21 protein-coding genes are annotated in these 24,647 nt (G+C 44.0%); 9 read left to right on the top strand and 12 right to left on the bottom strand.

The window, feature by feature from the left end:
* Positions 1 to 13 precede the first annotated feature (13 nt).
* The 3 genes from AB4180_RS09465 to phhA form a co-directional block, all read right to left on the bottom strand.
* Positions 14 to 1,114: a Fic family protein gene (locus AB4180_RS09465; protein ID WP_102248767.1), complete on the bottom strand. Its 1,101-nt coding sequence runs from the start codon at positions 1,112 to 1,114 to the stop codon at positions 14 to 16.
* Between the two features lie 143 nt (positions 1,115 to 1,257).
* Entirely contained in the window at positions 1,258 to 1,596 is a 339-nt protein-coding gene (locus AB4180_RS09460) for a 4a-hydroxytetrahydrobiopterin dehydratase (RefSeq protein ID WP_017084970.1), read from the bottom strand.
* Positions 1,586 to 2,380: a phenylalanine 4-monooxygenase gene (gene phhA, locus AB4180_RS09455; protein ID WP_102248766.1), complete on the bottom strand. Its 795-nt coding sequence runs from the start codon at positions 2,378 to 2,380 to the stop codon at positions 1,586 to 1,588. Before phhA ends, AB4180_RS09460 begins: the two co-directional genes overlap by 11 nt.
* Before the next feature lie 199 nt (positions 2,381 to 2,579).
* Here phhA and AB4180_RS09450 point away from each other — a divergent pair, with 199 nt between their 5' ends.
* Both AB4180_RS09450 and AB4180_RS09445 read left to right on the top strand, forming a co-directional pair.
* On the top strand, positions 2,580 to 4,631 hold the full coding sequence (locus AB4180_RS09450; RefSeq protein ID WP_102248765.1) for an acetoacetate--CoA ligase: 2,052 nt from the start codon (positions 2,580 to 2,582) through the stop codon (positions 4,629 to 4,631).
* 523 nt (positions 4,632 to 5,154) lie between these two features.
* Positions 5,155 to 6,084: a carbamate kinase gene (locus AB4180_RS09445; protein WP_372081834.1), complete on the top strand. Its 930-nt coding sequence runs from the start codon at positions 5,155 to 5,157 to the stop codon at positions 6,082 to 6,084.
* 234 nt (positions 6,085 to 6,318) lie between these two features.
* Here the strand turns inward: AB4180_RS09445 and maiA are convergent, their stop codons facing one another.
* The 4 genes from maiA to hppD are packed head-to-tail and all read right to left on the bottom strand — an operon-like array spanning position 6,319 to position 10,318.
* The gene (maiA, locus tag AB4180_RS09440; protein ID WP_102248763.1) at positions 6,319 to 7,023 is read right to left on the bottom strand and encodes a maleylacetoacetate isomerase; all 705 of its coding nucleotides are present in this window, start codon (positions 7,021 to 7,023) and stop codon (positions 6,319 to 6,321) included.
* Between the two features lie 21 nt (positions 7,024 to 7,044).
* Positions 7,045 to 8,082: a fumarylacetoacetate hydrolase family protein gene (locus AB4180_RS09435; RefSeq protein WP_102248762.1), complete on the bottom strand. Its 1,038-nt coding sequence runs from the start codon at positions 8,080 to 8,082 to the stop codon at positions 7,045 to 7,047.
* A gap of 9 nt (positions 8,083 to 8,091) precedes the next feature.
* The gene (locus AB4180_RS09430; RefSeq protein WP_076667470.1) at positions 8,092 to 9,252 is read right to left on the bottom strand and encodes a homogentisate 1,2-dioxygenase; all 1,161 of its coding nucleotides are present in this window, start codon (positions 9,250 to 9,252) and stop codon (positions 8,092 to 8,094) included.
* The gene (hppD, locus tag AB4180_RS09425) at positions 9,245 to 10,318 is read right to left on the bottom strand and encodes a 4-hydroxyphenylpyruvate dioxygenase (protein ID WP_102248761.1); all 1,074 of its coding nucleotides are present in this window, start codon (positions 10,316 to 10,318) and stop codon (positions 9,245 to 9,247) included. Before hppD ends, AB4180_RS09430 begins: the two co-directional genes overlap by 8 nt.
* 83 nt (positions 10,319 to 10,401) lie before the next feature.
* Between hppD and AB4180_RS09420 the strand changes: the two genes are divergently transcribed.
* Complete coding sequence (locus tag AB4180_RS09420; RefSeq protein ID WP_102248760.1) at positions 10,402 to 10,584, top strand: hypothetical protein; 183 nt, start codon at positions 10,402 to 10,404, stop codon at positions 10,582 to 10,584.
* A gap of 94 nt (positions 10,585 to 10,678) precedes the next feature.
* On the opposite strand, the gene AB4180_RS09415 is transcribed toward AB4180_RS09420, so the two are convergent.
* Together AB4180_RS09415 and AB4180_RS09410 are read right to left on the bottom strand one after the other, a co-directional pair.
* The gene (locus AB4180_RS09415; protein ID WP_102248759.1) at positions 10,679 to 11,338 is read right to left on the bottom strand and encodes an HAD family phosphatase; all 660 of its coding nucleotides are present in this window, start codon (positions 11,336 to 11,338) and stop codon (positions 10,679 to 10,681) included.
* 341 nt (positions 11,339 to 11,679) lie between these two features.
* Positions 11,680 to 14,106, bottom strand: a complete 2,427-nt coding sequence (locus AB4180_RS09410) for a response regulator (RefSeq protein ID WP_012601295.1) — start codon at positions 14,104 to 14,106, stop codon at positions 11,680 to 11,682.
* 88 nt (positions 14,107 to 14,194) lie between these two features.
* On the opposite strand from AB4180_RS09410, the gene AB4180_RS09405 reads away from it, so the two are divergent.
* A complete protein-coding gene (locus AB4180_RS09405; protein ID WP_102248758.1) occupies positions 14,195 to 14,953 on the top strand; it encodes an ABC transporter substrate-binding protein in 759 nt (252 codons plus the stop codon).
* 209 nt (positions 14,954 to 15,162) lie between these two features.
* Here AB4180_RS09405 and AB4180_RS09400 read toward each other — a convergent pair whose 3' ends face one another.
* Complete coding sequence (locus AB4180_RS09400; protein ID WP_102248757.1) at positions 15,163 to 15,723, bottom strand: NADAR family protein; 561 nt, start codon at positions 15,721 to 15,723, stop codon at positions 15,163 to 15,165.
* 179 nt (positions 15,724 to 15,902) lie between these two features.
* Complete coding sequence (locus AB4180_RS09395; RefSeq protein ID WP_004732575.1) at positions 15,903 to 16,097, bottom strand: PA3496 family putative envelope integrity protein; 195 nt, start codon at positions 16,095 to 16,097, stop codon at positions 15,903 to 15,905.
* A 361-nt stretch (positions 16,098 to 16,458) separates the two neighbouring features.
* On the opposite strand from AB4180_RS09395, the gene AB4180_RS09390 reads away from it, so the two are divergent.
* Genes AB4180_RS09390 through AB4180_RS09380 form a run of 3 tightly spaced genes read left to right on the top strand, consistent with a single transcriptional unit; the run spans position 16,459 to position 18,767 of the window.
* A complete protein-coding gene (locus AB4180_RS09390) occupies positions 16,459 to 17,283 on the top strand; it encodes an ABC transporter ATP-binding protein (protein ID WP_102248756.1) in 825 nt (274 codons plus the stop codon).
* Positions 17,284 to 17,292: 9 nt separating this feature from the next.
* On the top strand, positions 17,293 to 18,225 hold the full coding sequence (locus AB4180_RS09385; RefSeq protein ID WP_017097199.1) for an ATP-binding cassette domain-containing protein: 933 nt from the start codon (positions 17,293 to 17,295) through the stop codon (positions 18,223 to 18,225).
* Complete coding sequence (locus tag AB4180_RS09380; protein WP_102248755.1) at positions 18,222 to 18,767, top strand: transcriptional regulator; 546 nt, start codon at positions 18,222 to 18,224, stop codon at positions 18,765 to 18,767. Before AB4180_RS09385 ends, AB4180_RS09380 begins: the two co-directional genes overlap by 4 nt.
* Before the next feature lie 428 nt (positions 18,768 to 19,195).
* Here the strand turns inward: AB4180_RS09380 and AB4180_RS09375 are convergent, their stop codons facing one another.
* Positions 19,196 to 21,175: a replication initiator protein RctB domain-containing protein gene (locus tag AB4180_RS09375; RefSeq protein ID WP_012601303.1), complete on the bottom strand. Its 1,980-nt coding sequence runs from the start codon at positions 21,173 to 21,175 to the stop codon at positions 19,196 to 19,198.
* A gap of 1,261 nt (positions 21,176 to 22,436) precedes the next feature.
* Here AB4180_RS09375 and AB4180_RS09370 point away from each other — a divergent pair.
* The gene (locus tag AB4180_RS09370) at positions 22,437 to 23,654 is read left to right on the top strand and encodes a ParA family protein (protein ID WP_009846016.1); all 1,218 of its coding nucleotides are present in this window, start codon (positions 22,437 to 22,439) and stop codon (positions 23,652 to 23,654) included.
* Positions 23,655 to 23,659: 5 nt separating this feature from the next.
* Positions 23,660 to 24,634 (top strand): ParB/RepB/Spo0J family partition protein, encoded by a 975-nt coding sequence (locus AB4180_RS09365; RefSeq protein ID WP_009846015.1) that lies wholly within the window; start codon positions 23,660 to 23,662, stop codon positions 24,632 to 24,634.
* The last annotated feature ends 13 nt before the right edge of the window (positions 24,635 to 24,647 follow it).

Here is a 24,647-nt window from a genome sequence, read left to right as displayed (position 1 = left end):
GAACGTCTATCACTTACTTTGGTAATAAGTACCGCGTGCTTCGTCCGCCAGAACCAGATTTGACTAAGCAGCCATGCTCAATCAAAGCGTTCAAATGACGTGTTGCAGTGGCACTGCTCACCTTTGCTACTTTCTGATATTGGCTGGCATTGATACCTTCAGAAAAATCACCATCGAGCATCCTATTCAGTACTTTTACTTGCTCTGTTGTAAGCTTAGTTTGGTCGATACTTCGCCAATAGTTAGTCTTATAAACGGTTTGATCAACCTCAGCGAAAACGCCTGAAAACGTCTCGTCTAACGTATCTAAGAACCACATCAACCATTCGCTAATATCGAGTCCACCTTTCTGGGTTCGCTCCAATATCTCGTAGTAATGCTTGCGGTTAGCGAGAATCCCCACCGACATCGCATAGAAGCGTACCGACTGCTGCTCGGCCTGTGCTAACGCCAAGTCAGTCAACAATCGAGTAATACGGCCATTACCGTCATCTAATGGGTGTAAGGTGATAAACCAAAGGTGAGTTATCGCAGCTCTAAGTAAAGGATCGAGTGACTCATCGGTAAGTGAACCATTAAACCATGTGATAAACGCATCTAACTCAGCATCAAGAATATCTCGGCTAGGCGCTTCAAAATGTACGGTCGGGCGGTCAATTCTTCCCGATACCACTTGCATGGGAGCATCACCTCTTAGCTGACCTCCGATCACAGGGTTAAACATGGTGTAACCTTGAGGAAACAGCCTATCGTGCCAATGCAAAATCCTATCAAGCTCTAATGGCTCAGTGAGGTTCTGCACGGCATCCAACATAATTTCGGCTAGGCCATCGGTTTGTTCGGTCGTAGGAAAAGGGCGATCTTCACTCACGCCAAGCTTGTTGGCTAAAGAAGAACGAACCGAGAAGGCGTTGAGTTTTTCTCCTTCGATCGCACTAGAATGGACAATGTTCGCTAGCAAAGTATCGAGCATTGTTTGCGTTTGGTCTGAGGATTGAGAGGTTATCTTGCCCAATAGGATGCCTTGATTAAGCCGTACTTCTCTTAACCTCACGCCTATTTTCTGATTATCCCAAACAAAGTTTGGCCAATTATCTTGTTGCCAAATCCACATATTACGCCTCATGATGCGAAAGTTACACTTATTCTAATCACATTATGAGCCGTTTAATCTCATCATTCAAATCATAATATGATTCGAATAATGAGATATTCGAATCATTGAGGCTGGAGAAACACTTCTCCAGCTCAAAAAGACTATTCACTCACGGCGAACACATCACAGCGTGAGGCGCAGATGAAATCATTTTTGTGTAGGCCTTTGATTGAGTGGCTCCACCAAGTGACGGTGACTTTGCCCCACTCCAATAAAATCGAAGGGTGGTGGAATTCTTCTTCTGCCAACTCTGACACTTTATTGCTGAATGCCCATGCTTGTTTGTAGTTCTTAAACTTAAACACCTTCTCAAGTTGTGGGATACCGTCTCTTTCGATGATCTGCCAATCAGACAACTCCAACAGTAAAGATTGTTGGTCATCTTTATTAAGAGAAATTGCATCGATACTACAGGCTTCGCATTTTTGTTCATTCAACATGTGTTGGTTCCTTAGGTTCAAAAAGTGGTGGTAGTAATCCCTCGTCTATCGCGAGATCAGCTTGCTGCAATAGATTTTCCTGACTGATTTTGAAGAGCTCAGACAGCTCATCAATCACGTAATATTTCGGTTGTATGATGTCGATGCGATAAGGGGTTCTTAAAACCGTTTGCAGATCGAACCGCTCACGAACGGCCAAATCCCCTCCCAGCGCATACATGGTTTCCGCCGGAGACGAAAGAATGCCACCGCCATAGATTTTCAGCCTATCGCCTTCTTTTACTAAACCGAACTCGACCGTAAACCAATACAAACGGGCAAGATACGCGCGCTGTTTAGGTGTGGCTGCTTGGCCTAGTTTTCCGTAATGCTCAGTGAAGGTCGCAAAATCGGCATTGGTCAGCATGGCACAATGGCCGAAAATTTCATGAAAGAAATCAGGTTCTTGTAAGTAATCGAACTCGTCTCGCGTTCTCAGAAATGTCGCCACTGGGAATTTCTTATTGGCGAGCAAATCAAAGAATCGGTCGAAATCGATCAATGCAGGCACAGGCTGAACTTGCCAACCTGTTGTTTCTATTAGCACTTTGTTTATCTCTGGAAGCTGGGGAACTCTGTCTAATGGCAAATCCAGCAGGGCCAGACCGTGCAAATAGGCATCGCATGCGCGGTCATTAATGACGTCCAGTTGCCTTTTCACTAAGTCGTGCCAAATGGCGTCTTCTTCGAGGCTCCACTCAACCCATCCCTCTTGGCTCACGGGCTTAGAATGATATTGAGTCATTACACACCTCCTTTCGAATGTCTTCCTTTAAGCCTATCTCCACTCCTTATATCCGCCAATTTGCGCGATTTTTCGAAACAAGCGATCGTGTAACATTTTATTTACACAATTCCGACAACCCCTTATTTTGCTGATCTTTTGACTTTGTAAAACCTAAATACCAGACTGAAATCGTTAACTTTTTGTTAAAGGTAAAGGAATGCACGAGAGCAATAAGCCAATTTGGCAACCTAGCGACCAGCGTATCGCACACGCAAACGTAACCCGATTTATGAATAGCCTCGATCAGCAGGGCGTACTCGAGCGGGAATTGAAAAACTACATGGATCTCCATCAATGGTCTGTGGATCAGCCGGAGTCGTTTTGGCAAAACGTGTGGCAGTTTTGTGGAATGGTCGGCTCGCAAGACTGTATTAATAAAGCACAAGGCGAGCGCATCAAAACTCAAGGTGAGAGCCGCTGGCAGCAGCCGAAATCAAATCGCGATGCGGTGTGGTTTCCGAATGCTCAAGTTAACTACGCCGAAAACTTGCTGCGTTTGGCGCAAGAGATGCCGGATGAACGTGCGATTTGGTTTGAGAATGAGCGTGGCGAACAACAGAGTTATACATGGAAAACCCTGTGTGAAGCTGTCTCTAGTGTTCAACAGTGGCTCCTGGATTGTGGCGTGGAGCAAGGTGATGTAGTTGCCGCTTATACCCCTTATCTGCCACAAACCGTGGTCGCAATGCTAGCGACCACCAGCTTGGGGGCGATTTGGACATCAACCTCACCTGACTTTGGCGTCGAGAGTGTGATTGAGCGATTTGGCCAAGTGAAACCCAAAGTGTTGTTCACCTGTGACGGTTACACCTTCAGTGGCAAAACGTTCGATATGACGGACAAGAACCGTGAAATCATCGAACACTTAAACGAATTAAAACAGGTGTGTGAGATCGGTTATTTGAAACCGAACAATGATTTAGATAAGAGCGATTTAGAGAAGAGTCATTTAGAGAAGAACAACGTTGAACACAATGTGTTAACCCAAAGCTGGCACAGCATCATTAATCACTATCAGCCACAACCTCTTCGATTTACTCGTGTCGGCTTCAATGAACCGTTGTTCGTGCTCTATTCCTCCGGTACCACCGGAAAACCCAAGTGTATTGTGCACTCTGTTGGTGGCACTATCATCAACCACCTTAAAGAGCATCAACTTCATTGCGATGTTAAGCCAAACGATCGCGTGTTCTACTACACCACTTGTGGTTGGATGATGTGGAACTGGCATGTCTCTGCACTCGCCAGTGGGGCTTGTTTGGTCATCTTTGATGGCAGCCCGGTTTATCCGCAACCTAACGTTCTGTGGGATTTAGCGCAGCGAGCTGATGTATCGACATTTGGCACCTCAGCCAAGTACCTAGAAGCGATTGAAAAAGCGGAACTCTCACCGATCGACAGTCACAACCTTCCTAAATTAAGAACACTGTGCTCGACGGGTTCTGTGCTTTACCCAGAGCAGTTCGATTACGTCTACAAACACATCAAACAAGACCTGCATTTAGCGTCTATTTCTGGCGGCACGGATATCTGTGGCTGCTTTGTTTTGGGTAACCCAATCTCGCCTGTGTATCGCGGTGAGTGCCAACAGGCAGGGCTCGGGGTCTACATCAAGGTGTTCAATTCTTCTGGCCAAAAGGTCAATCACGAACGCGGCGAACTAGTGTGCACCAATTCCTTACCTAACTTTCCTGTTGGTTTCTGGAATGACACTGGAGAGCGCTACCACAGCACCTATTGGGACAGGTTCGATAATGTGTGGCATCACGGTGATGAAGTCGCACAGAGCGTGCATGGCGGCTATCTGTTTTACGGACGAGGCGACACCACGCTCAACCCTGGTGGCGTGCGAATTGGTACCGCTGAAATCTATCAACAAGTGAACACCATTGACGACATAGTTGATTCTATCGCAGTCGGTAAAGACATCGACCGCAACGAACAGATATGGCTGTTTGTTCAACTACAACAAGGTGTGGATCTAGATGATGAGTTACTGACAGCCATCAAAAGCAAACTCAAATCCTCTTGTTCACCAAGACACGTGCCAAGCCAGATATTTGCGATCAGCGATGTGCCAAAAACACGCTCTGGCAAACTGGTGGAGCTGGCAGTGAAACAGGTGATCAATGGTAAGAGTGTAGAAAACCTCGGGGCTATCGCTAACGCCGAGGTCTTGGAAGAGATAAAGCGCGTTGTTTCGCTTTAGCGATTAGGCCTAGAACGTAGCAAGCTATCTCCACTTTTCACTTGGCTGTCAGATAACATCTGAAGTAAAGGCAGCCGATTGAAAACCGAATCTAAACTACTCTTTAAGCTCGTGAACCCTCGCCTCAGTTTTGCCCCGTACCTTTTCTAAAGTTCTTAATGAGATCTGAACGTCATATTTAAAACAAAAATGTCAAATTATTCATTTTTTGGGCTGAGATAATATTCACTAAAGACGAATCATTTATACAAAAAAAGAGTCCACCACTGGATTGTATCCCAGCTTATGGATATTTAATCGAATTGCAATAACTCTCATTTCCACAGCTCCATTTCTAGTGAAATAATAATTTGATAGCTATCACATTTAGGACGGTTATTTTCCCATACTATCTCGGCATGTTAATTACTTAAGAGTAATTAAAAATCTAGTCATTGTTATTAATAAGCTTGAATTTAATTAGAAACAAGCGGTTAATCCCTACGTAAAATAAAATCATTATTAAATGATCGGAGACATTATCATGCGCATAGTATTAGCTTTAGGCGGTAACGCTCTTTTAGCAAGAGGCCAAGCATTAACGGCTGAGAACCAACGTGAAAATATAATCAAATCAGCGGCGAGTATTGCTGCAATCGCACGCGAGCATGAGATTGTTATCGTTCATGGTAATGGCCCGCAAGTAGGTTTGTTGATGGAACAAAACGCAGCTTATAGCGAATATTCGCCAGAGCCTACCCCATACCCAATGGATGTGCTCGGCTCTCAAACCTGTGGCATGGTGGACTACATGTTACAACAAGAGCTCAGAAACATTGACCCTGAATTAGACGTAGCAACGCTAGTCACGCAAACTGAAGTATGCAAAAAAGACCCTGCGTTTGCTAACCCGACTAAATTTGTTGGCCCTGTATATACAGAGCAACGAGCCAAAGAGTTAATGGCTCAAAGCACAATGCAATTTAAAGCTGATGGCGAGTACTACCGTCGCGTTGTGCCTTCTCCTATGCCAAAAAGCATTGTTGAAATTCAGCAAATTGAAACTCTTCTAGATACAGAAAACCTTGTTATCGCTTGTGGCGGCGGCGGTGTTCCCGTGAGTATTGAACAGGGTAAGAGTACTGGCGTAGAGTGCGTGATTGACAAAGATCTTACGGCTGAATTACTGGCTGAAAAAATCCATGCTGACCTATTTATTATCTTAACCGATGGTTCAATTTTCCGTAACTATGGTAAAGAAGACCAAGCAGAAATGAAGCAAGCAACGCCTGCTGGTTTAGCAGAGTTTTCATTCCCTGCTGGTTCTATGGGGCCAAAAATTGATGCCGTTTGTAAATTCGTTGAAGCTGGCTTGGGTAATGCGGCGATTGGTTCATTATTTGATTTAGATAAAATAATTACCAATGAAGCTGGCACTCTGATAACGAAAGGCGAAGGTGTTATTTATTACTAATATTCTCGAGTGATAAAAACCACTAATATAAATCATACTACAAGCCTCTTATTTAATTATAATGAGGCTTGTTTTATTCGGCCCGTTTAATTCTAGATGAGATAAATATTCATAAAATTGAAAATTAAACCTGAAAATAATTAATACATAATATCTTTGAATATACCAAATCTTAATTATAACGTGATTTAATCCAAATAACGTTTCCAGTTCATTAAAAACAATTCAATACGTTCACATCGGTGCATTCGCATCCGCTTGATTCTCTGGCATCGCCCCAATAAAAGCGGGTAACTGGTTACACGCTTCGACAATCGAATTAATTAGCGGATAAGGTGACATATCAACGCCAAAGCGCAGCGCGTTATACACCTGCGGCACCAAGCAGATATCGACAATGCATGGTGAATCCGTGAGGCTATACACCGAGTCGCCATGTGCTTTTCTGTGCTTTGCCAACTTCTCTTCTAGAGCGCTGAAACCTTGGTGCATCCAATAGTGAAGCCAATCCATTTTCGCCTCTTGCTCGCACGACAATTCTCGCTCCAAATACTGCAACACGCGCAGGTTGTTCAGAGGGTGAATTTCTATCGCAATATCCTGAGCCATCGCCAACGCTTGATAGCGCAGTGGTGTTTGCTCTGGAATGAGCGAGGAGTCAGGGCTGCTCTCACACAAATAGTGTTCATCGAGATATTGAAGAATAGCCAGTGACTGATTGAGTTGAACGTCACCATCCACCAGCACAGGCACTAGTTCACTGGCATTGAGATCGCGATATTGTGGGTCATGTTGCTCGCCGCCATTACGCACCAAATGCACCGATTTCGACTCATAGTTGAGTTGCTTTAGGTTCAATCCAATACGCACCCGATAGGCTGCGGACGAGCGCCAGTAACCGTAAAGTATAATGTTCTTGTTCACGATGCTCTCGCTCATACAGAAATCCTATTACGTGGATTATAGCGCTCGATACTGGCTCACTTTTTGGTCTATCGCGCCAAAAATAGAATGACCCGCCGCATCAAACATCTCAAGCTTGATCGAGTCACCAAACGACATGAATTGAGTCGAAGGTTTACCATCGCGAATCGTCTCTATCATGCGTACTTCAGCAATACATGAATATCCCACACCACCTTCAGAAATCGAGGTGCCATGATCAGTGCCTTGCTTATTCGATACCGTGCCTGAACCTATGATCGCGCCCGCCGATAATGGTCGCGTTTTAGCGGCATGCACAATTAACTCGGCAAAACTGAAGGTCATATCAACGCCTGCATTCGGACAACCAAAAGGTTGGTCGTTGTAGGTCGATATCAACGGTAAATGCACCTTGCTGCCTTTCCATTGTTCACCAAGCTCATCAGGTGTCACAGCGACCGGAGAGAACGCCGAAGACGGTTTAGATTGGAAGAAGCCAAAGCCCTTAGCAAGCTCTGCCGGAATCAAACCACGCAAAGACACATCGTTCACCAACATCAGTAGACGAACCGAATCGTGCGCTTGTTTAGCACTGGCACCCATAGGCACATCTCCGGTGACAATCGCAACCTCACCTTCGAAATCGATGCCCCACTCGTCGCTGGCAAATTCGATATTGTCACGAGGGCCGATAAACGCATCTGAGCCGCCTTGATACATTAATGGATCAACCCAGAAGCTTTCTGGCATTTCAGCACCACGCGCCTTACGCACCAGTTCAACGTGGTTTACATAAGCACTGCCATCCGCCCATTGATATGCGCGTGGCAGAGGTGATTCACAATACTGAGATGCAAACACTTCACTGCCAGTCACATGCCCGTTGTTTAACGAGGTGTATAACTCTTCTAACTGAGAAGCCACGCTGTCCCAGTTATCCAATGCTACCTGCATGGTTGGCGCTAGATGCATCGCATGGAAGATTTCGGTGGCAGCTACACATTGTTTAAGATCTTTACTTACGACCATCAGTAGACCGTCGCGAGTGCCATTTTTCTTGGTTGCTAATTTCATCCTTGTCCCTTATTTCTTATCGTCAGCCATTTCTTTCAAACCAGAGTCTTGCCAACTGTAGACATATTCTTTGTTTTCAACGCTATCGAGTTCATCAGAGAACTGCAGCGCATGGCGAGTATCGATCATCACCGCCACTTCATCGGTAAACTTCTTCTTGTGCGCCTGACCCGCTTTGAAAGCCTTTGGGTGAGGCCCATGCGTAAACCCAGCCGGATGGAAGGTCACCATGCCTGCTTCAATGTTGTCGCGACTGAAGAAATCACCAGCGTGATAGAACAGCACTTCGTCGTAGTCATCATTGTTATGATAAAACGGCACTTTCAATGCTCCGGGGTCGCTCTCTATCGGGCGCGGCACAAAGGTACACACCACAAAGCCTGCGCCAACAAACGTCGTATGCGCAGAAGGTGGCAAGTGATAACGATGTGACATCAGCGGTCTGATATCGCGCCAATTCACTTTCACCACCGCTAAGTCGCCATGCCAACCAATCGCATCCAATGGATTGAACGGATAGGTGATCACGCTGACTTTGTCGTGGCGCTTCACCTGAACCTGAGTCTGGTTTTCTGAATACTGAGCGCGGAATTGATCATTGATAGACGGGATATCAAGCACCGCCGGATCAAACACCGCGTGATTACCGACCATGCCTTTCTCTGGCAGGGAGTAAGCCGCGTCGGTGTTCTCAATCATCAAGATGAACATCGGCTCACTTGGCTCTAAGCGCCAGTTGGTCGAGCGCGGGATCATCACGTAATCCCCTTCACTCACGGCTAGATGACCATAGTCACAATAGAGATCGGCGCTACCTTGGTGAATGAACAGCAGCTCATCACCATCAGAATTACGCACTAAGAAATCCATCTTCTCATCCATGCGCCACACGCGGATTTTGCAGTCCGCATTGTGCAAAAGATGAGGCACCGCCCAAGGGGTTATCTGGCTAGCTTTTTCCACCAGCGTAAAATCAAAAGCGCGAGGACGTAAATCGCCCTCCCACTCCGACCAACCTGTTGGGGCATGTTGGTGATGAAAATGAGCGGCAGGGCCGAAGAATCCACTTCGGCCCGCCTCTCGCTCATAAATTGCCTCTTCGGGAAAATCGGCGTGCGCTTGTTTAGAGCACACACCCTCCCGATGAGGAAACGAGATCCATTTATGCATCGTCTAATACTCCTCGACGAATCTGGTCCTCTTCAATCGATTCAAATAGCGCTTTGAAGTTACCTTCACCAAAGCCTTCGTTGCCTTTACGCTGAATGATTTCAAAGAACACAGGACCAATTACCGTCTGTGTGAAAATTTGCAGCAAGATGCCGTCTTTGGTCGGCGCGCCATCAATCAGAACACGTAGGTCACGCAACAGACCGGTATCTTCCCCGTGGCCTTTTACACGATCGTCAACTTTCTCATAATAGGTATCTGGGGTTGGCATAAAGTCCATACCGCGATCACGCAGAGTCTTCACGGTTTTGTAGATGTCATCGGTGGCGAGTGCGATGTGTTGGATGCCTTCGCCGTTGTATTCGCGAATGAACTCTTCGATTTGTGATTTGTCGTCGGAAGACTCATTGATTGGGATACGAATCTTGCCACACGGTGAGGTCATGGCGCGGCTCACAAGGCCTGTCAGCTTACCTTCAATATCGAAGTAGCGAATCTCGCGGAAGTTGCCCAGACGCTCATAGAACCCAGACCATACATCCATATTGCCTTGTTTCACGTTGTGCGTGAGATGGTCGATTTCATACAAGCCAACATTAGCTTCGGCCATGCGCTGTTCCGCATCGTCATAGAATCGGAAATCGACGTCATAGATGCTCTGCTTGCCATAACGATCCACAAAATAGAGCAGGCTTTCACCGATACCGTAAATGGCAGGAATGCTCAGTTCCATCGGCCCTATTTCTGTCTTGTACTCTTCACCACCGCCCTTGAACGCTTGCTCCATTGCAGCTGTTGCTTCGTTGACACGAAAAGCCATGCCACAGACCGATGGCCCATGCACTTTAGCGAACGCTGCCGCTTGGCTGTGAGGCTGTTCATTGACGATAAAGTTGATGTCACCTTGTCGATACAGCCAAGCCTCTTTTGAGCGGTGCTTGGCGATCTCAGCAAAACCAAGTGACACAAACAGCGCTTTAAGTTGCTCAATTCCCTTGTGGTCAACGGCCGTGTATTCAACAAACTCGAATCCATCCGTACCAAGCGGGTTGTATGTATCCACCATGAACTTTCTCCTTGTACCTATTGGTTTTGTGTTGTGTATTTTTTGTCCTTACTTAAATTTGGCCCACAAGCCGAGATAATGGAATGGGTGGAGGGAAATGGGCAATTTCGATGAAACCCTGTCAATTTGTAAAATATTTGTTACACACAAATCATCAAGACAAGAAAGTGAGTGCTATCAAGGGATTGAAAGATGGTGGTTTGATTTACAGCAGAGTAAGAGATGTTATTGAATTGTTACATCTATCCTTTTGTCAGCTAAGGTAATAAATCGAACATTAGACTGATGATGCAAAAAAGCCGCTGTCGTCAGCGGCTTGATGAGTTCTAGAGCGAACCTAATTCGAATTGAAAATTTGCGTTAATCCCAGTTGAGAATCGACCAATTCGGCTGATCAGCCAGTGCTTTCAAACGCGGGCATGGATTCACCAAGTAAGCAAAGTCAGCGTGTTCGCACAAAGGTAAGTCGTTGATTGAATCCGTATAAAAATGAATGTCTGAGTAGTTAGTTTCTTGATTGTCTAACCACTCTTTTAAACGGGTGACTTTGCCTTCACGGTAGCTTGGCACACCTGATATTTGAGAAGTAAAACGGCCTTGGTTTTCAATCAAATCAATACCGAGTGCATTCTCGATACCAATCTTGCGACCGACCGCTTCCACCAAGAAAGTCACGCTGGCAGAGATGATCAACATATCGATATCATCATTCTCAAGCTGCTCAATCAAAGGTTTCGACTGCTTGAACTGTCTAGGCAAAATATGCTGTTCAACACACTCTTCCACCAAAGCGGTAACTTGCTCTGTTGGCATATCGGCTAAAGGCTGCATGGAAAACGTTAGGTAATCTTCCATGTTCAGTTTGCCTTCCGAATATAAACCCATTAAGCGCTTATCTTCTTCAATAAAGTTGGGCGCAGTGGCAATGCCCTTTTCAACCAAGAATTCATTCCAGAGCATCGCTGCATCGGCATTGATCAGCGTTTCATCCATATCAAATACATACAAAGGTTTGAACATCTTAGGCTCTCACAGGTTGAGTTTCGTTAAGGTTAAAAAGGAGTTCTAGTTGGCTGCATGCTATAACGGGATTATGACATTAAGAGCATATTTTCGTGGCAGTTGTATTTCACGGCTATGACAATCACCACATGCTTGTTTTCCTAAATACAACAGCTTATGGATTCAATCAGTATTGATACGCGACGTATTTAACTATATGTATTTAACTATATGTATTTAGCTAACTAGATGTATTAGCTAACCAAGTGCTCATTAGCAAAAAAAAGAAACTCCGACTGATTCTGTCGGAGTTTCTTATAGAGTTGGATATGCTTTAGCGAGACATCAGCTAATTGAACCTAAACGATTTTCTGCTCATGTTCCTTGCTCGACTCAGTTCCTTTCGACAAGAAACTGGCAACGATCTCTCTCAGTTTCCCTTGATTGACGGGTTTTGGTAAAAATTCATCCATACCCACATCGAAGCACAAATGCTTATCTCGTTGCACGACGTTGGCCGTCAGCGCAACGATCGGAATGTGTTTAGAGGTTCCTTCTTCGAGCGCTCGGATCTGCTTAGTCGCTTCGAAACCATCAAGAACTGGCATCTGGCAATCCATGAAAATCATCACATAGTCATTGGCCTTAAATTTCTCGACACCAATTTCACCGTTGTCTGCAATATCCACCTCAAACCCCAGCTTCTTAAGCATCATTTTGGCAACTTGTTGGTTCACTCTAGAATCTTCAACGACCAAAACCTTACCACTAAACGGAGCAGCAACTGGTTTTGGCTCTTCTTTGATTGGAGCTTGTTTGTCTATTTGTGTCGTTCTAACAGAAGCAGATGTTGTAGCTTCAACAGAACTCGATGATTTGGTTAATGGCACGGGTTGATTATCTTTAAACGCTACCTCACCTCGATTTGGATAGGTAAAGGTTGAGGTATCAGCCGATCTCGCCAGGACTTCACTCAGCGTCCATTTAAGCTGATTATCTTGATAAGGGCGAGCAATGTAGGCAACAAAACCCACTTGTTTGGCGCGTGCTTCATCCTGTTTTCGAGGATCGGCAGAAATCATCACTAGCTTCGGACAAGCTTTGTCAAAACGCTCAATCAAACTTCTTGCTAATTGGAATCCATCAATAGACGGCATCACTTTATCAATCAGCACCAGATCATAAGGCAACGACTTCGCCACAGACTCTGAAACAAGCTCTAACGCTTGAGTGGCGGTTTCACAGCACTCAGACTTAACGCCGAATGATTGAAGTTGTGTTGAGGTAATACGCATGTTCAACTGGCTGTCATCAACCAGAAGTACCGAGACTTTATTAAAATCTATGTTGCTCTCGTCAACGTCTAAGCTCGGGTCAAAGTCAGCGGTAAAGTAGAATGTACTTCCCTTGCCTACGATACTGGTTAGCTCAAGCTTACTGCCCATTAAGGTCACAATCTTATCGCATATCGTAAGACCAAGCCCCGTGCCTCCGTAGATGCGGGTGGTGCTGCCGTCGGCTTGTTGAAACTTATCGAATACCGATTGTTGTTTGTCTTCTGCGATACCAATACCACTATCGGTCACCTCAAATTTCACTCTGAGCTTCTGTTCCGGCTCTATGACTTCTTCTAAACGAAGTGAGAGCATGACATGACCATGTTCGGTAAATTTGATGGCATTGCCGACTAGGTTATTCAGCACTTGTCTTAGCTGGGTGCCATCACCAATCACCATGGTTGGGATCTTAGGATCAATCGCCAGTTGGAATTTGAGCCCTTTTTGCTCGGCTTTAACTCTGAAGGTCGACTCTACATCGGCAGCAATACCCATCATTTTCATCGGCTCTTGCTGAAGCTCTAAACGACCCGCTTCAATCTTCGAGTAGTCGAGAATGTCATTGATTAAATCGAGTAGAGTAAGCGAAGAGGTGTTGAGCATGTCGACATACTCTTTTTGCTCTTTCGGCATATCCATTTCAGAAAGCAGTGATGAAAGCCCGATAATCCCGTTCATTGGAGTGCGGATTTCGTGGCTCATGTTGGCCAGAAATTCACTCTTGTTACGGTTCGCTACCTCTGCAGTATCTTTGGCTTTTTCCAATTCTTGGTATTGTTGACGAATACGTTCAATCGACTGATTGTAGCTACTCTCTAGTGTCGAGATCTCATCACTGTAGGTAGAGTTAGTGGGTGTTAAAAATCGCGGTTTGTTGTCTTCAACCTGTTGATGGTTGATCTGAGAAGACATGGTCATTAAGCGCTTGACTACAAGGCGATAGACGATGGTTAAACACACCAGAGACAATAAGAAGATTTTAACTGCTTCGAAGGCGAGCAATAATAATACCCGATCTTCAAAGTCGTTGAGAATCATACTCAGATCAGACTGCACCGTGAGCGTCGCCAGTTGGAACTCTGAGCCTCCCATCTGATGCACCATATCCCAAGATTGAGAATAAGACTGACCGGACGTCTGTTGACCTAATTCTAAAATTTTTTCATCGGGGCTTTCTATTAACAGATAACTGACCGAGGGTAAGCGGGAGATACCTTCAGCTTGCACAAACAGTTGCTCTCGGTCTTCAACCCACAAACTGGCGGTTAAGCCGGAAAGATAACCATCCTTAACCTGTTCGATCTGAGAACTGATAAAAGAAACTCGATTTTGGTACTCCACATACAAACCTAGACCTGTCACTATGACTGTGAATAAGGTACTGATTGCGATGATTACCCCGATCAACTGTCGGGAGAGTCCAATATAGCGTTTTCCTTTATTCACCATACAAAAATTACCATTATTGTTATCCTAGCAAACTACAATTACTCAACTAGTATAATAGTAGTCATTCATCAAATAACTAGGGAAGGTTATGAAAAAACATCTAATAGTTGCATCCATAGTCAGTTTGTTTTCAAGCAGTTATGCTTTTGCAAGCGAACCTGTTCACTACTACATTATTGCAAGCCAAGCGCAACCTTTTCAGATCGAAACTGACGGGTCATCTCACAGAGGAATGGTTTCGGATATTGTTGAAGCCGTATTTGATGACAGCCAATACGAGATCGATTACCACACCTACCCTTTCAACCGAATGGTCGATAAGCTCGACGCTAGAGAGAATCCAAACTGGGTCACCTATGGCAGCCCAAGTTGGGGAAATATCCAATCTGTAAACTTGTCTAAAGATCCGATTTACAATGTAAAACATGTGTTACTCAGCAGCGGCAAGAAGCCATTTGAGTTCAACACTATCGATGATTTAAACGGAAAAGCGGTGGTATTGCTGGTGGGGTTTGAATATCCAAATCTAGAGCCTTATATCCAACAAGGTAAGCTTAACGAAATTCGAGTTAAAGACTACAGCGCGGCTTTTCGTGTATTAAACCGAACTCCGGGTGATACCGTTTTTGTTGAAATGGAATCTCGAATCAAATACAACCTAAATGAGCAGAAACTCAGTATTGATGACTACCAGATGCAAGAATTTGGCTCAGTGATCAATAACTACCCCATCCATTTAGCATTTGACCCAGAGATGGATCCTAAACTGCAAAGCTTCATCGACCAGCGCCTCGACCAAATGAAAGACGATGGTCAGCTCAACGACATCGTACAGAGTTACTTATAACAACAGCATCAGTTGTAACCTTCGCATAAAGGTATAGCTTAGGTAACGTAATTTAGCTCTCTTCGATGACTAACTCGCTCTTAAGCCTAAAAGGCCGCCCTGATTAGCACAGAAGCTAAATAGGGCGGCCTTTTTTAATTCATCTTTAAGGGCTAAAAGAGTTTACCTGTAATCGACCTACTTAATTTGGAACCACGGAGGTAAATGGATTAGTGTACAGCAATCAAATGCAGTTGCTGAGTACGAAGCTCTTGTCGTACTGCCATCAGAATCTTGCCTAAATGGTTCTCGCCGGTTCCATCGCCACCATCCCCCCAGAAGTGGTCTTTGTGCGAATGTTCTTTTATCACCGAATCTCCGGTATTAGTAAGAAACAACGCAAACTGTGGGTTCTGCCTGAACTTCTCTGTGACAATGAACTGCATCACTTCAACACGAATATCATACCAATCTTCCCGAACTTGCTCTTCATAATCACGGCTTAAAGAGAATGCTTCAGCAGGAGTCGAGGCTTCGAGAATGGTGTTACGCAGCGCTTGAGAGGCAAACTTCATCGCTTGATAATAATGCTCGCTGGTTGCCCAAACTTGATCGTCGATTTTGATAGGACAAGCGGCAAAATTTGACAGGTACCCGTTTGGATCTTCAGGTTCATAGAACAGCACTTCTTTGGCTTTAGCCACCGAATTAGACATAGCCTTCTCCTTACCAACAACATCGCATATTTTTGCTTTAACTTTAAAATTAGTGGCGTTGCATATAACTGTCAAACAACTTAGTTAAAGAGTATGTTTTTAGTCGAGAACAAGTAATGTAGAGGAAGGACAATGGATTTAAATGGTGAGAGGCAAGGAGCATGGTTTACTTATAAAAAGCACAAGTTTCTTCAAAAAAAGCATATAAATCAAAGGGTGGCGGTGCGCCACCCTTCTAAATGCAATGGGGGTTGTTAATGAATTAGACCTAGCTCCCTCGCTTCTTCCAGACTAAAACCGCTTTCTCTAATTTCTCTTAGAGCTTCAATACGACGACGAGCTTCAGCAGATTTCATTTTCTTTTCTGGTTTGAAAGATACTTCTTCTTCAGCATCCCACTTATTTGCAATATTTGTCATTTCATCATGGTTGATAGAATTAATGGACATGTTTTCCTCCGAAAAGCACCATGTAATGGACAGGTAATCTGTAGCAAATGCTATTTCGCTTGTTAAGCAATTCTGTACTGAAATGTGATGATTCCGACGCTTCACAAAGCTAATTAATAAATGCCTCATTAAAACTTTGCCAAAGCCATTTTCTGCCATTACATTTAAAAGATTCCCCATAAGAAATGTGGTTTGATCCACCTCTCATTTTCCTCGTTCTCATTTCCTATTTCCCGCTGAAACTTCATGAAATAATCAAAAAATAATTCGAGTCACTTCATTCTTTTTGTGCTCTTCTCTTTCACAAAATCCAACACATGTTAATGATAATAGTTATCAATATCATAACTGAGTGTTTATCATGTCTAGGGAAAATTTAGAGACACCTCTTCTCGAAGTGAAGAATCTATGTGTCGATTACATTACCGATGACGGCGATTTTAATGCCGTAAAATCCGTAAGCTTTAACATAGGCCAAGGCGAGATTTTTGGTTTAGCGGGAGAATCCGGGTGTGGCAAAAGTACCATCGCATTTGCCATTAACCGCCTGCATAAGCCACCGGCTTTCATCTCTGGCGGACAAATACTGTTTGGCGGGCAAGATCTGCTGAGCTTATCGGACAGCCACTTGAACACCTTACGTTGGAGTGAGATCGCAATGGTGTTCCAGAGCGCGATGAACTCGCTTAACCCTGTACTGACCATTGAAGAACAGTTTGCCGATGTATTGCGCCACCACAAGGGCATGAACAACGAGCAAGCAAAAGATCGCGCCGAAAAGTTACTCGACCTAGTCAATATCCCTCGCCACCGTCTAGCCGAGTACCCGCACCAGTTTAGCGGTGGGATGCGTCAACGTTTGGTGATTGCGATAGCTCTCGCGCTCAACCCTAAGTTGATTATCATGGATGAACCGACCACGGCACTGGATGTGGTTGTACAGCGCGAAATTCTGCAGCAAATACACCAACTCAGAGAAGAGTTTGGTTTCTCAATATTGTTTATCACCCACGACCTCGCACTAATGAGCCAACTGTGCGATCGAATTGCCATCATGCGTCATGGACAGATAGTTGAAATCAACCAAGCCCATGAGATTCGCAATAACCCTCAGCACTCCTACACCCAAAAGCTATGGAGTTCCTTCCCCAATATTCACGAACACGCTCACGCAACTGCGTGCTAGGAGAGCTCCATGTCACAACCTATTTTTCAAGTAAAAAACCTCGTTAAAGAATTCACTGTTGGTGGTGGATTTGGCAAAGAAGAGATCTTTAGAGCACTGCATGGGGTGAGTTTTGATTTACATGCAGGTAAAACATTGGCACTGGTTGGCGAATCAGGCTGCGGGAAAAGCACCTGCGCTCGACTGATGACCAAAGTGTATCCGCCAACAGAGGGAGAAATACTGTTCAATGGCAGAGATATTTCTACCTTAAAAAGTCGTAAAGATATCTTGGATTACCGAAGCCGCGTACAAATGATATTTCAAGACCCATTTGGCTCACTCAATCCAACCCACACCATTGAACACCACTTAACGCGGCCCCTTAAGATCCACAAGCAAGTTGCTACGAAACAAGCTCTCACAGAGCGTCTCAAAGAGTTGTTAACGCTGGTGGAGTTGCCCATCGAAACTCTCACCAAATACCCTCATGAGCTCAGTGGAGGCCAAAGACAGCGCATAAACTTAGCAAGAGCACTTGCAGTCGGTGCTGAGGTTATCCTTGCCGATGAACCCACCTCGATGTTGGATGTTTCAATACGACTCGGTGTTTTGAACCTAATGCAGAGGATGAAGAAAGAGTTAGGGATAGGTTTTTTGTACATTACGCATGATCTAGCAACAGCACACTACATCGCAGAAGAGACGGCTGTGATGTACAAGGGACAGATCGTTGAGTGGGGATCAACCCAGTCGATCTTAACCAACCCACAACACCCGTACACTAAGTTATTGATCTCTGCTGTGCCCGATCCTGATCTACCATTTGGCGAACTCGTGAAAAATGAGCCAAACTATTCAATAGACGCTGATCGTATTCGTGAACAAAGCAGTGAAATACAGCATGAGATCAAGCAAGTTTCAGATAATCACTATGTTAAACAGTGGGATAACGTTGCATGAATGAACTAGACACTTGGTTAGAGCGGATCGGAAATTGGTACAAAGACCGAAAGCATGATCAAGTGGAGAAGTTAGAGCCTTTGATCTTAACGCCTCCAGATGCACTCTGGGGGCCTTTGATCACGGATAAACAGAGCAAAGGCATCGCATGCTGGTTAGACGGATGCTTGAGAATCTTTACGTTTTATCGATATAAAGATGAAATTCTGACGGCATCGACAAAGCTTCCACCACCAAGCCCACCATCTATCTCAAACGAACTTAGTGGCTCGCACCATCAGGAAAAAGCTTTCCAATACCTGATGTTTGCCTATAGCAAGCTTCAAGCTGTGTCTTGTAATCCCAAATCAGAACCTGACTTACAAGAGTGGTGTACACAGCGGCTACAGCACTTGTGTGTATTGGCTTTGGAGTTTACCAACCAACAACAAGAACCGCGCTGGAAAGAAGAATCAGAAAAATTGATCGAATCGCATGTACGCTTTATGGCAAGTCAACACCAGAACGATGATCAAGGTATGGCTCTACGTCAACTGCACTGATCCACTCCTTGTTCAACCCCTGTTCGATCAAACATCAAAGCTGAACCCCATCAAAAATAAGCACCGTAGAAAGCATGATCTCACCTTGATCATGCTTCAGGAACGGACTCCATAAGCTGTAGAATTTAAATGGTAAGCTTTTGAATGTTAATGATTAGCCGAATTGCAGGCAAAAAAAAGCGAGTCCCTTAGGAACTCGCAAAAATCTATTCAGTATGATGTAACAAAATATGAGCCAATCTATTAATCATAAGAAAGGACAAAAGGTTGTCTATTCGGGATAAATAATAATCAACTGGATGCGCTACATTGTCATCAATTTGTCAGCGTTAGGTGCGGTTTTAATCAGCACCTAATGTGTTCAAACTATCCATTCGTCGACCGTAAATACGGGCTTCTTACAACTGAGCAGTGACAGTGATTGGTGGTTAGTGGCCAATCGCCATTTCGTCGAGCGCTAAGAACACGTTTTCGTCTAAATGACCTTCGTGAACTTGTTTACACACTTTACGACGCACAGCTAAACCAGAGATCAAACGCTCAATAGACAAGTGTCGATTGCTGGTGCTGTCACGGTCGTTGTAAAGCTCAATCAAGCGACTCAGTGTTTCGTATGGGATAACGTCCTCCCCTACTCTCAACCAATCAAGCTTCTCAATGAGCTCAGAACACTCTTCTTTGATTGAAGCATGTGAATGCCCTGTCATAGCAGATAAAGCCGTTATACTGCGTTCTAGAGCCTCTGCAGAGGTATATTTAGAGAGAGTAATCATGATCTCGTCAGCGTTGATCTCAACAGAGTGTTTACGCTGCTTAACTCGACGTCCCAATTTGCCTCTTGGCGACGGTGCTTTGCGCTGAATTGGCTCAAACTCACCATCGATAATCTCAGACAACTCTTCCAATTTCTGCTTAGACACCATTTCATTACGCAGTGGGTTCGGTAACGTTGGTGCCATATTACGCTTGCCTGCATTGGTGGTGCGTGCTCTTGAGTAACGTAAGACTTCTTCCACATTACATTTGATATCAACCTGATAATCAGTCGTTTTTCCTTTTTCGATCAACGCGGTGATCGTTAAGTGATAACCCCAAAGGTTAACCAGGAAGGTATCTTCTTGATCCCCTACTTCACCTAACTTTCTGAGCTCGCGGATCAGATCCATCGAGAAACGACGCCAATCGATGTTACGCGCCAATTTCTGGTTGAGCTCACTGAGCAACATGCTATCTGAATGGCGACGTGCCATGCGGCTTCTAAAGTACGAATACATTTGGAAGACCAAGGTATGTTGCTTCAGGATTTCTGGCGGAAATAGGAAGAAATAGTCACGCGTCAGCAGCTCTTCGTAGAACGAAGGTTCCCAAACCAGGATGTATAGGTTCGGTTTAATGCGAATTTCGCCGTCAGAGCCTTCTGTAGGCGCTTCTTCCGATGCGGTAATGGTTCTAGCTAGGAATCGGAAACGATCACTCTTAAAGCCTTCTGGCATGTTCTCGCTAAGCCAACGGCCTGTGAGCTCATGCAATTGGAAATCGGTAAATTCGATACGATCAATACTGTCACGGATCGAATCACGTGCCGGCCCGCTGTCTTTCTTGCCACGCAAGGACAAAATATCCGTGATGTAAAGTGGTGTTTTGTTCGGTGTGTGTTTCGCGTCTAGATGGTAATCATCTTGGTGATGATCATGATATTGAACAGTAAGCGTGAATAACGCGAATAGCGTCATCAGATCATCAACCGTCATAATGTTTTTTGAAGATCGTGTCTCGATCACCGCTCGAGTGCCAGAGATCGAAACCATTGATTTTTGGTAGCTCTTGCGCGTTCTAGGGGGCGCTAAGGCTTGATCAATAATACCCGCCCAATTGGTTGGCGACACAATAAATTGATCGGCTTCGTCTTTCATCGTTGGTGGGGTATTGAGTCCGTGTTCATTCAATAAGCGTTTGTTGACTTTGGTTTGAGCTAGAGCTTTAGATCGCTTTTGCTTCTCATTTTGCTTCACGCTTTCTGTCACTAAGCTAGTAGCACCCAGTACTGATATCAATTGGTTTGGGTTAACAAAGCGATGCAGCATAGTTTTACCAGCAAGACCTTCTTCAAAGCGAACCGGAATTTGCCTGAAAAGACCGATACTGACCGCAGCTCTTAACCTTTGCTGTAAGGCTGCACGAGTAACTTGACCATCGGTTGATTCAATAATCTCGGTAGTAGAAACGTAACCGTCTTTGCTGCTAAACCCACGAAGTGAAATTAGGTTAAGAAGCTCAACGATGCTTTTGGTGACACCTTTGAAGTGTTGATATTGTTCTATCCATTCAACGGCTGTTTCAGATACCTCAAATAAATGACCATCTTTGTGGCTTCGTGCCTTAATTAACAATTTCTCTTCTGGTTTCATTTTTGATCCGTATCACACTAACCGTAATTTCACTATAGTTCCTGAATGATAAAGAAAGAATGATCATAAATAAAGAGAATTTATTGGCTTTTAAATAACTGATCTTTTTGATTAATATGATCTTAAATGATTAAGTGATCTAATGATCAGGCTGTTCTCGTGGTTTTAAGTGGCTGAATTTAAAGGTTTAAAATAAAACCCCTTGGAAAGCATGATCATAAAAACCCCGAAACTATGATCATTAAATCAAAGAAAGCATGATCACAGAACACCAGAAGTATGATCATTAAGTCATTGTAAGCATGATCATTATTGGCTTGAAAGCATGATCATTATACATATACAGCTTATCCACAGTTCGGAAGTCAACATCATCTTCTAAGTCACTTCATACAACTCAATGCGGATATTTATGATGGCCAATCTATCGGAACAATGATCAAGTGATGGTACTTTTTTATCCTTCCCGCCCTATTGAGGATAAAATTTAACCTGTATCTGTTGAAAATGGATAGCTTTGATGTATTTAGCGTAGGTGGGAGTTAACTAGGAAGCATGATCATGAAATTGTCATGTTTGCGTATTCTCGGTCAGTGTAGATTGAATTTTCAATCATTGAGCCCTTATAGGCGTTGAATCCCCATTACAAAAGCATTTGTCCGTAACTTAGCTCTTAAATTACATGCTTCCGGAACGATATTTACTTGATCATTTTTCCGGAGTTTGATCATTTGTAATGTGCAGTTGCTCGGATCAATATTGCTAAGTTTGCGCCTTGATCATGCTTCGTAATTTGGTGTTATTAATTCTCTTACATTAGATGTGTTCCATGATCATTCTTCCGCTCAGGTTAGAATCCTCTGTTATTTTTTTGCACCTCCTCTTCTCTTGTGTTTTGAATTTTTTGTCCATTGAGCGTTTTTTAATTTTTATTGAATTGAAAATCTATAAATTCGAATGCAAATTACACCAACCGTAATCTATGGTTGTGTTTCAATCGTTCCGCAGCTTTTTAGGGATAATTTCATTTACATTGTAAATAAGTGATGCTGTAACATTTTAAATGTGCACTAGAAATAACATGGTTGTGCATGATGAAAATGATGACTTTTAGTATTACTCTGAGGTGATGTTTCATCAAATTGTAAAAACACTGTCTATTTTATGTGAGTTTACTCATAAATGCATGTTCATGTTTTTGTTGTGTTTGTTGTTAATCGCTGTACAATTTGTACTTAGTTAATCATTACGGAAACTGGCAATGAAAAGAGAACAAACGATTGATAAGCTCTATCAGCTAGCCGAACAAACTCAACAAGTTCAGGCTGACCGAATTGAGATTATTTTGGAAGAGCGAAGTGATGAACATTTCCCTCCAATGTCTAAAGCTATGATGGAGACTCGTTCTGGTTTAACGCGTCGTAAACTCGATGAAGCGATCACTAAACTTGAAGCTGATGGCCATCAGTTTACAAAGAACAATGCCAATCACTACTCGATTTCATTGACAGAAGCTCACATGTTGATGGACGCGGCAGAAGTGCCGAAGTTCCATCAACGTAAGCAGCATGCTGACAACAAACCATGGATTATCAACGTACAAAACCAAAAGGGCGGTACGGGTAAATCAATGACGGCAGTTCACTTAGCTGCGTGCTTATCTCTAAATTTGGACAAGCGCTACCGTATCTGTTTGATTGACTTGGATCCACAAGGCTCTTTGCGTCTGTTCTTAAACCCACAAATTAGTGGTGCAGAGCATGACAGCATTTATTCTGCAGTTGATATCATGTTGGATAATGTGCCAGAAGAGCAGGATGTTGACCTAGAATTCTTGCGTAAGAACGTGCTGTTGCCAACTCAGTATCCTAATTTGAAGACTATTTCAGCCTTCCCAGAAGATGCGATGTTTAACGCTGAAGCATGGCAAAGTCTGTCTAGAGATCAGTCACTTGATATTGTTCGTCTTTTGAAAGAAAAGCTTATCGACAAAATCGCCGATGATTTTGATGTGATCATGATTGATACTGGACCACACGTGGACCCGTTAGTGTGGAATGCAATGTACGCGTCGAACGCGCTTTTAATACCATGTGCAGCCAAGCGTTTGGACTGGGCTTCAACGGTTAACTTCTTCCAGCACTTGCCAACGGTTTATGAAATGTTCCCGGACGATTGGAAAGGGCTTGAGTTCGTTCGTCTAATGCCAACGATGTTTGAAGACGACAATAAAAAGCAGGTATCAGTTCTGACTGAGATGAACTACCTGTTGAATGACCAAGTAATGATGGCCACGATTCCAAGAAGCCGCGCCTTTGAAACTTGTGCTGACACTTACAGCACGGTTTTCGATCTGACGGTAAGCGACTTTGAGGGCGGTAAGAAAACTCTGGCTGTGGCTCAAGACGCAGTACAAAAAAGTGCTCTAGAATTAGAGCGTGTATTACATAGCAACTGGCCTTCACTTAATCAGGGATAACAAGAATGGCAATTAAAACATCTGACTTAAATGCAAAGCTATTTGGTAAAGCAAACAAACGTCGCGTAGCTACGCCACAAGAAGCTCAAACTGCGGTAAAAGAGCAAGCTCAAGTGATTGAGCTTTCTGTTGCGGGTGAAGATTTAGTTTCATTTGAATTGGTTCGAATTCCAGCCGCTGATGTAGCAACACGAACGGTTGTTTTTGAAGAGAATGCTCGTGAGCAGTCTTTCTTGAATGAGCACGCGCTTTCTGACGTACTAACTACGCTTAAAGAGCGCGGCCAGCAATATCCAGCGGTTGGCCGTAAGAACAAAGACGGCAAGATTGAAGTTCTTGATGGTAGCCGTCGTCGTATGTCATGTATTTTGGCTGACAAAGAGTTCTTGATCTATGTCGCTGAAAACATTAACGGCGAACATGCTAAGTTTTTATCAGATGTAGCTAACGCTCATAAACCACTTTCTCTCTATGAGAAGGGGAAGGAGATGCAAGCGAAGCTTGATAAAGGCGAAGCTGAAGACCAGAAAGCACTCGCTAAAATGTTCCAGTGCAGTGAAGCTTTGGTGAGTGGCGCGTTGAAAGCGGCCGCTTTACCACTTGAATTATTACAAGCTTACCCAAATGTGAGCGATCTTGGCCGTCCGACTATTGTTAAGTTACACAAACAATTTAGCGGTCTTACTAGTGAGCAGCAACAAACATTACTGACCAAGTGTGGTGCTTCTGAAGGTTTTGTGTGGCAGCGCAGCGAAGCTCAAGGCGTAACTCGTTTAACAAAAGACGTGACAGAGACTTTAGAAGGTTGGGTGCTCGAACTAGCACCAGCACCCGCGAAGAAAGCTTCTCCAAAAGTTGAACTTATTAAAGGTCGAGCGTCATATAGCCGTAAGGGTTCAAACTTGGCGTTAAATCTTAAGAAAGTTGATGATACAACAATGGAAGAAATCCTAGCATTCGTACAATCTAAGTTAGACTAAGTCACGACTTTCA

It is taken from the genome of Vibrio sp. 10N.286.49.C3 (assembly GCF_041469545.1).
Classification (GTDB): domain Bacteria; phylum Pseudomonadota; class Gammaproteobacteria; order Enterobacterales; family Vibrionaceae; genus Vibrio; species Vibrio tasmaniensis_A.
The sequence above is the reverse complement of the archived record's forward strand: the minus strand, read 5'-3'. Positions and strand labels throughout refer to the sequence as shown.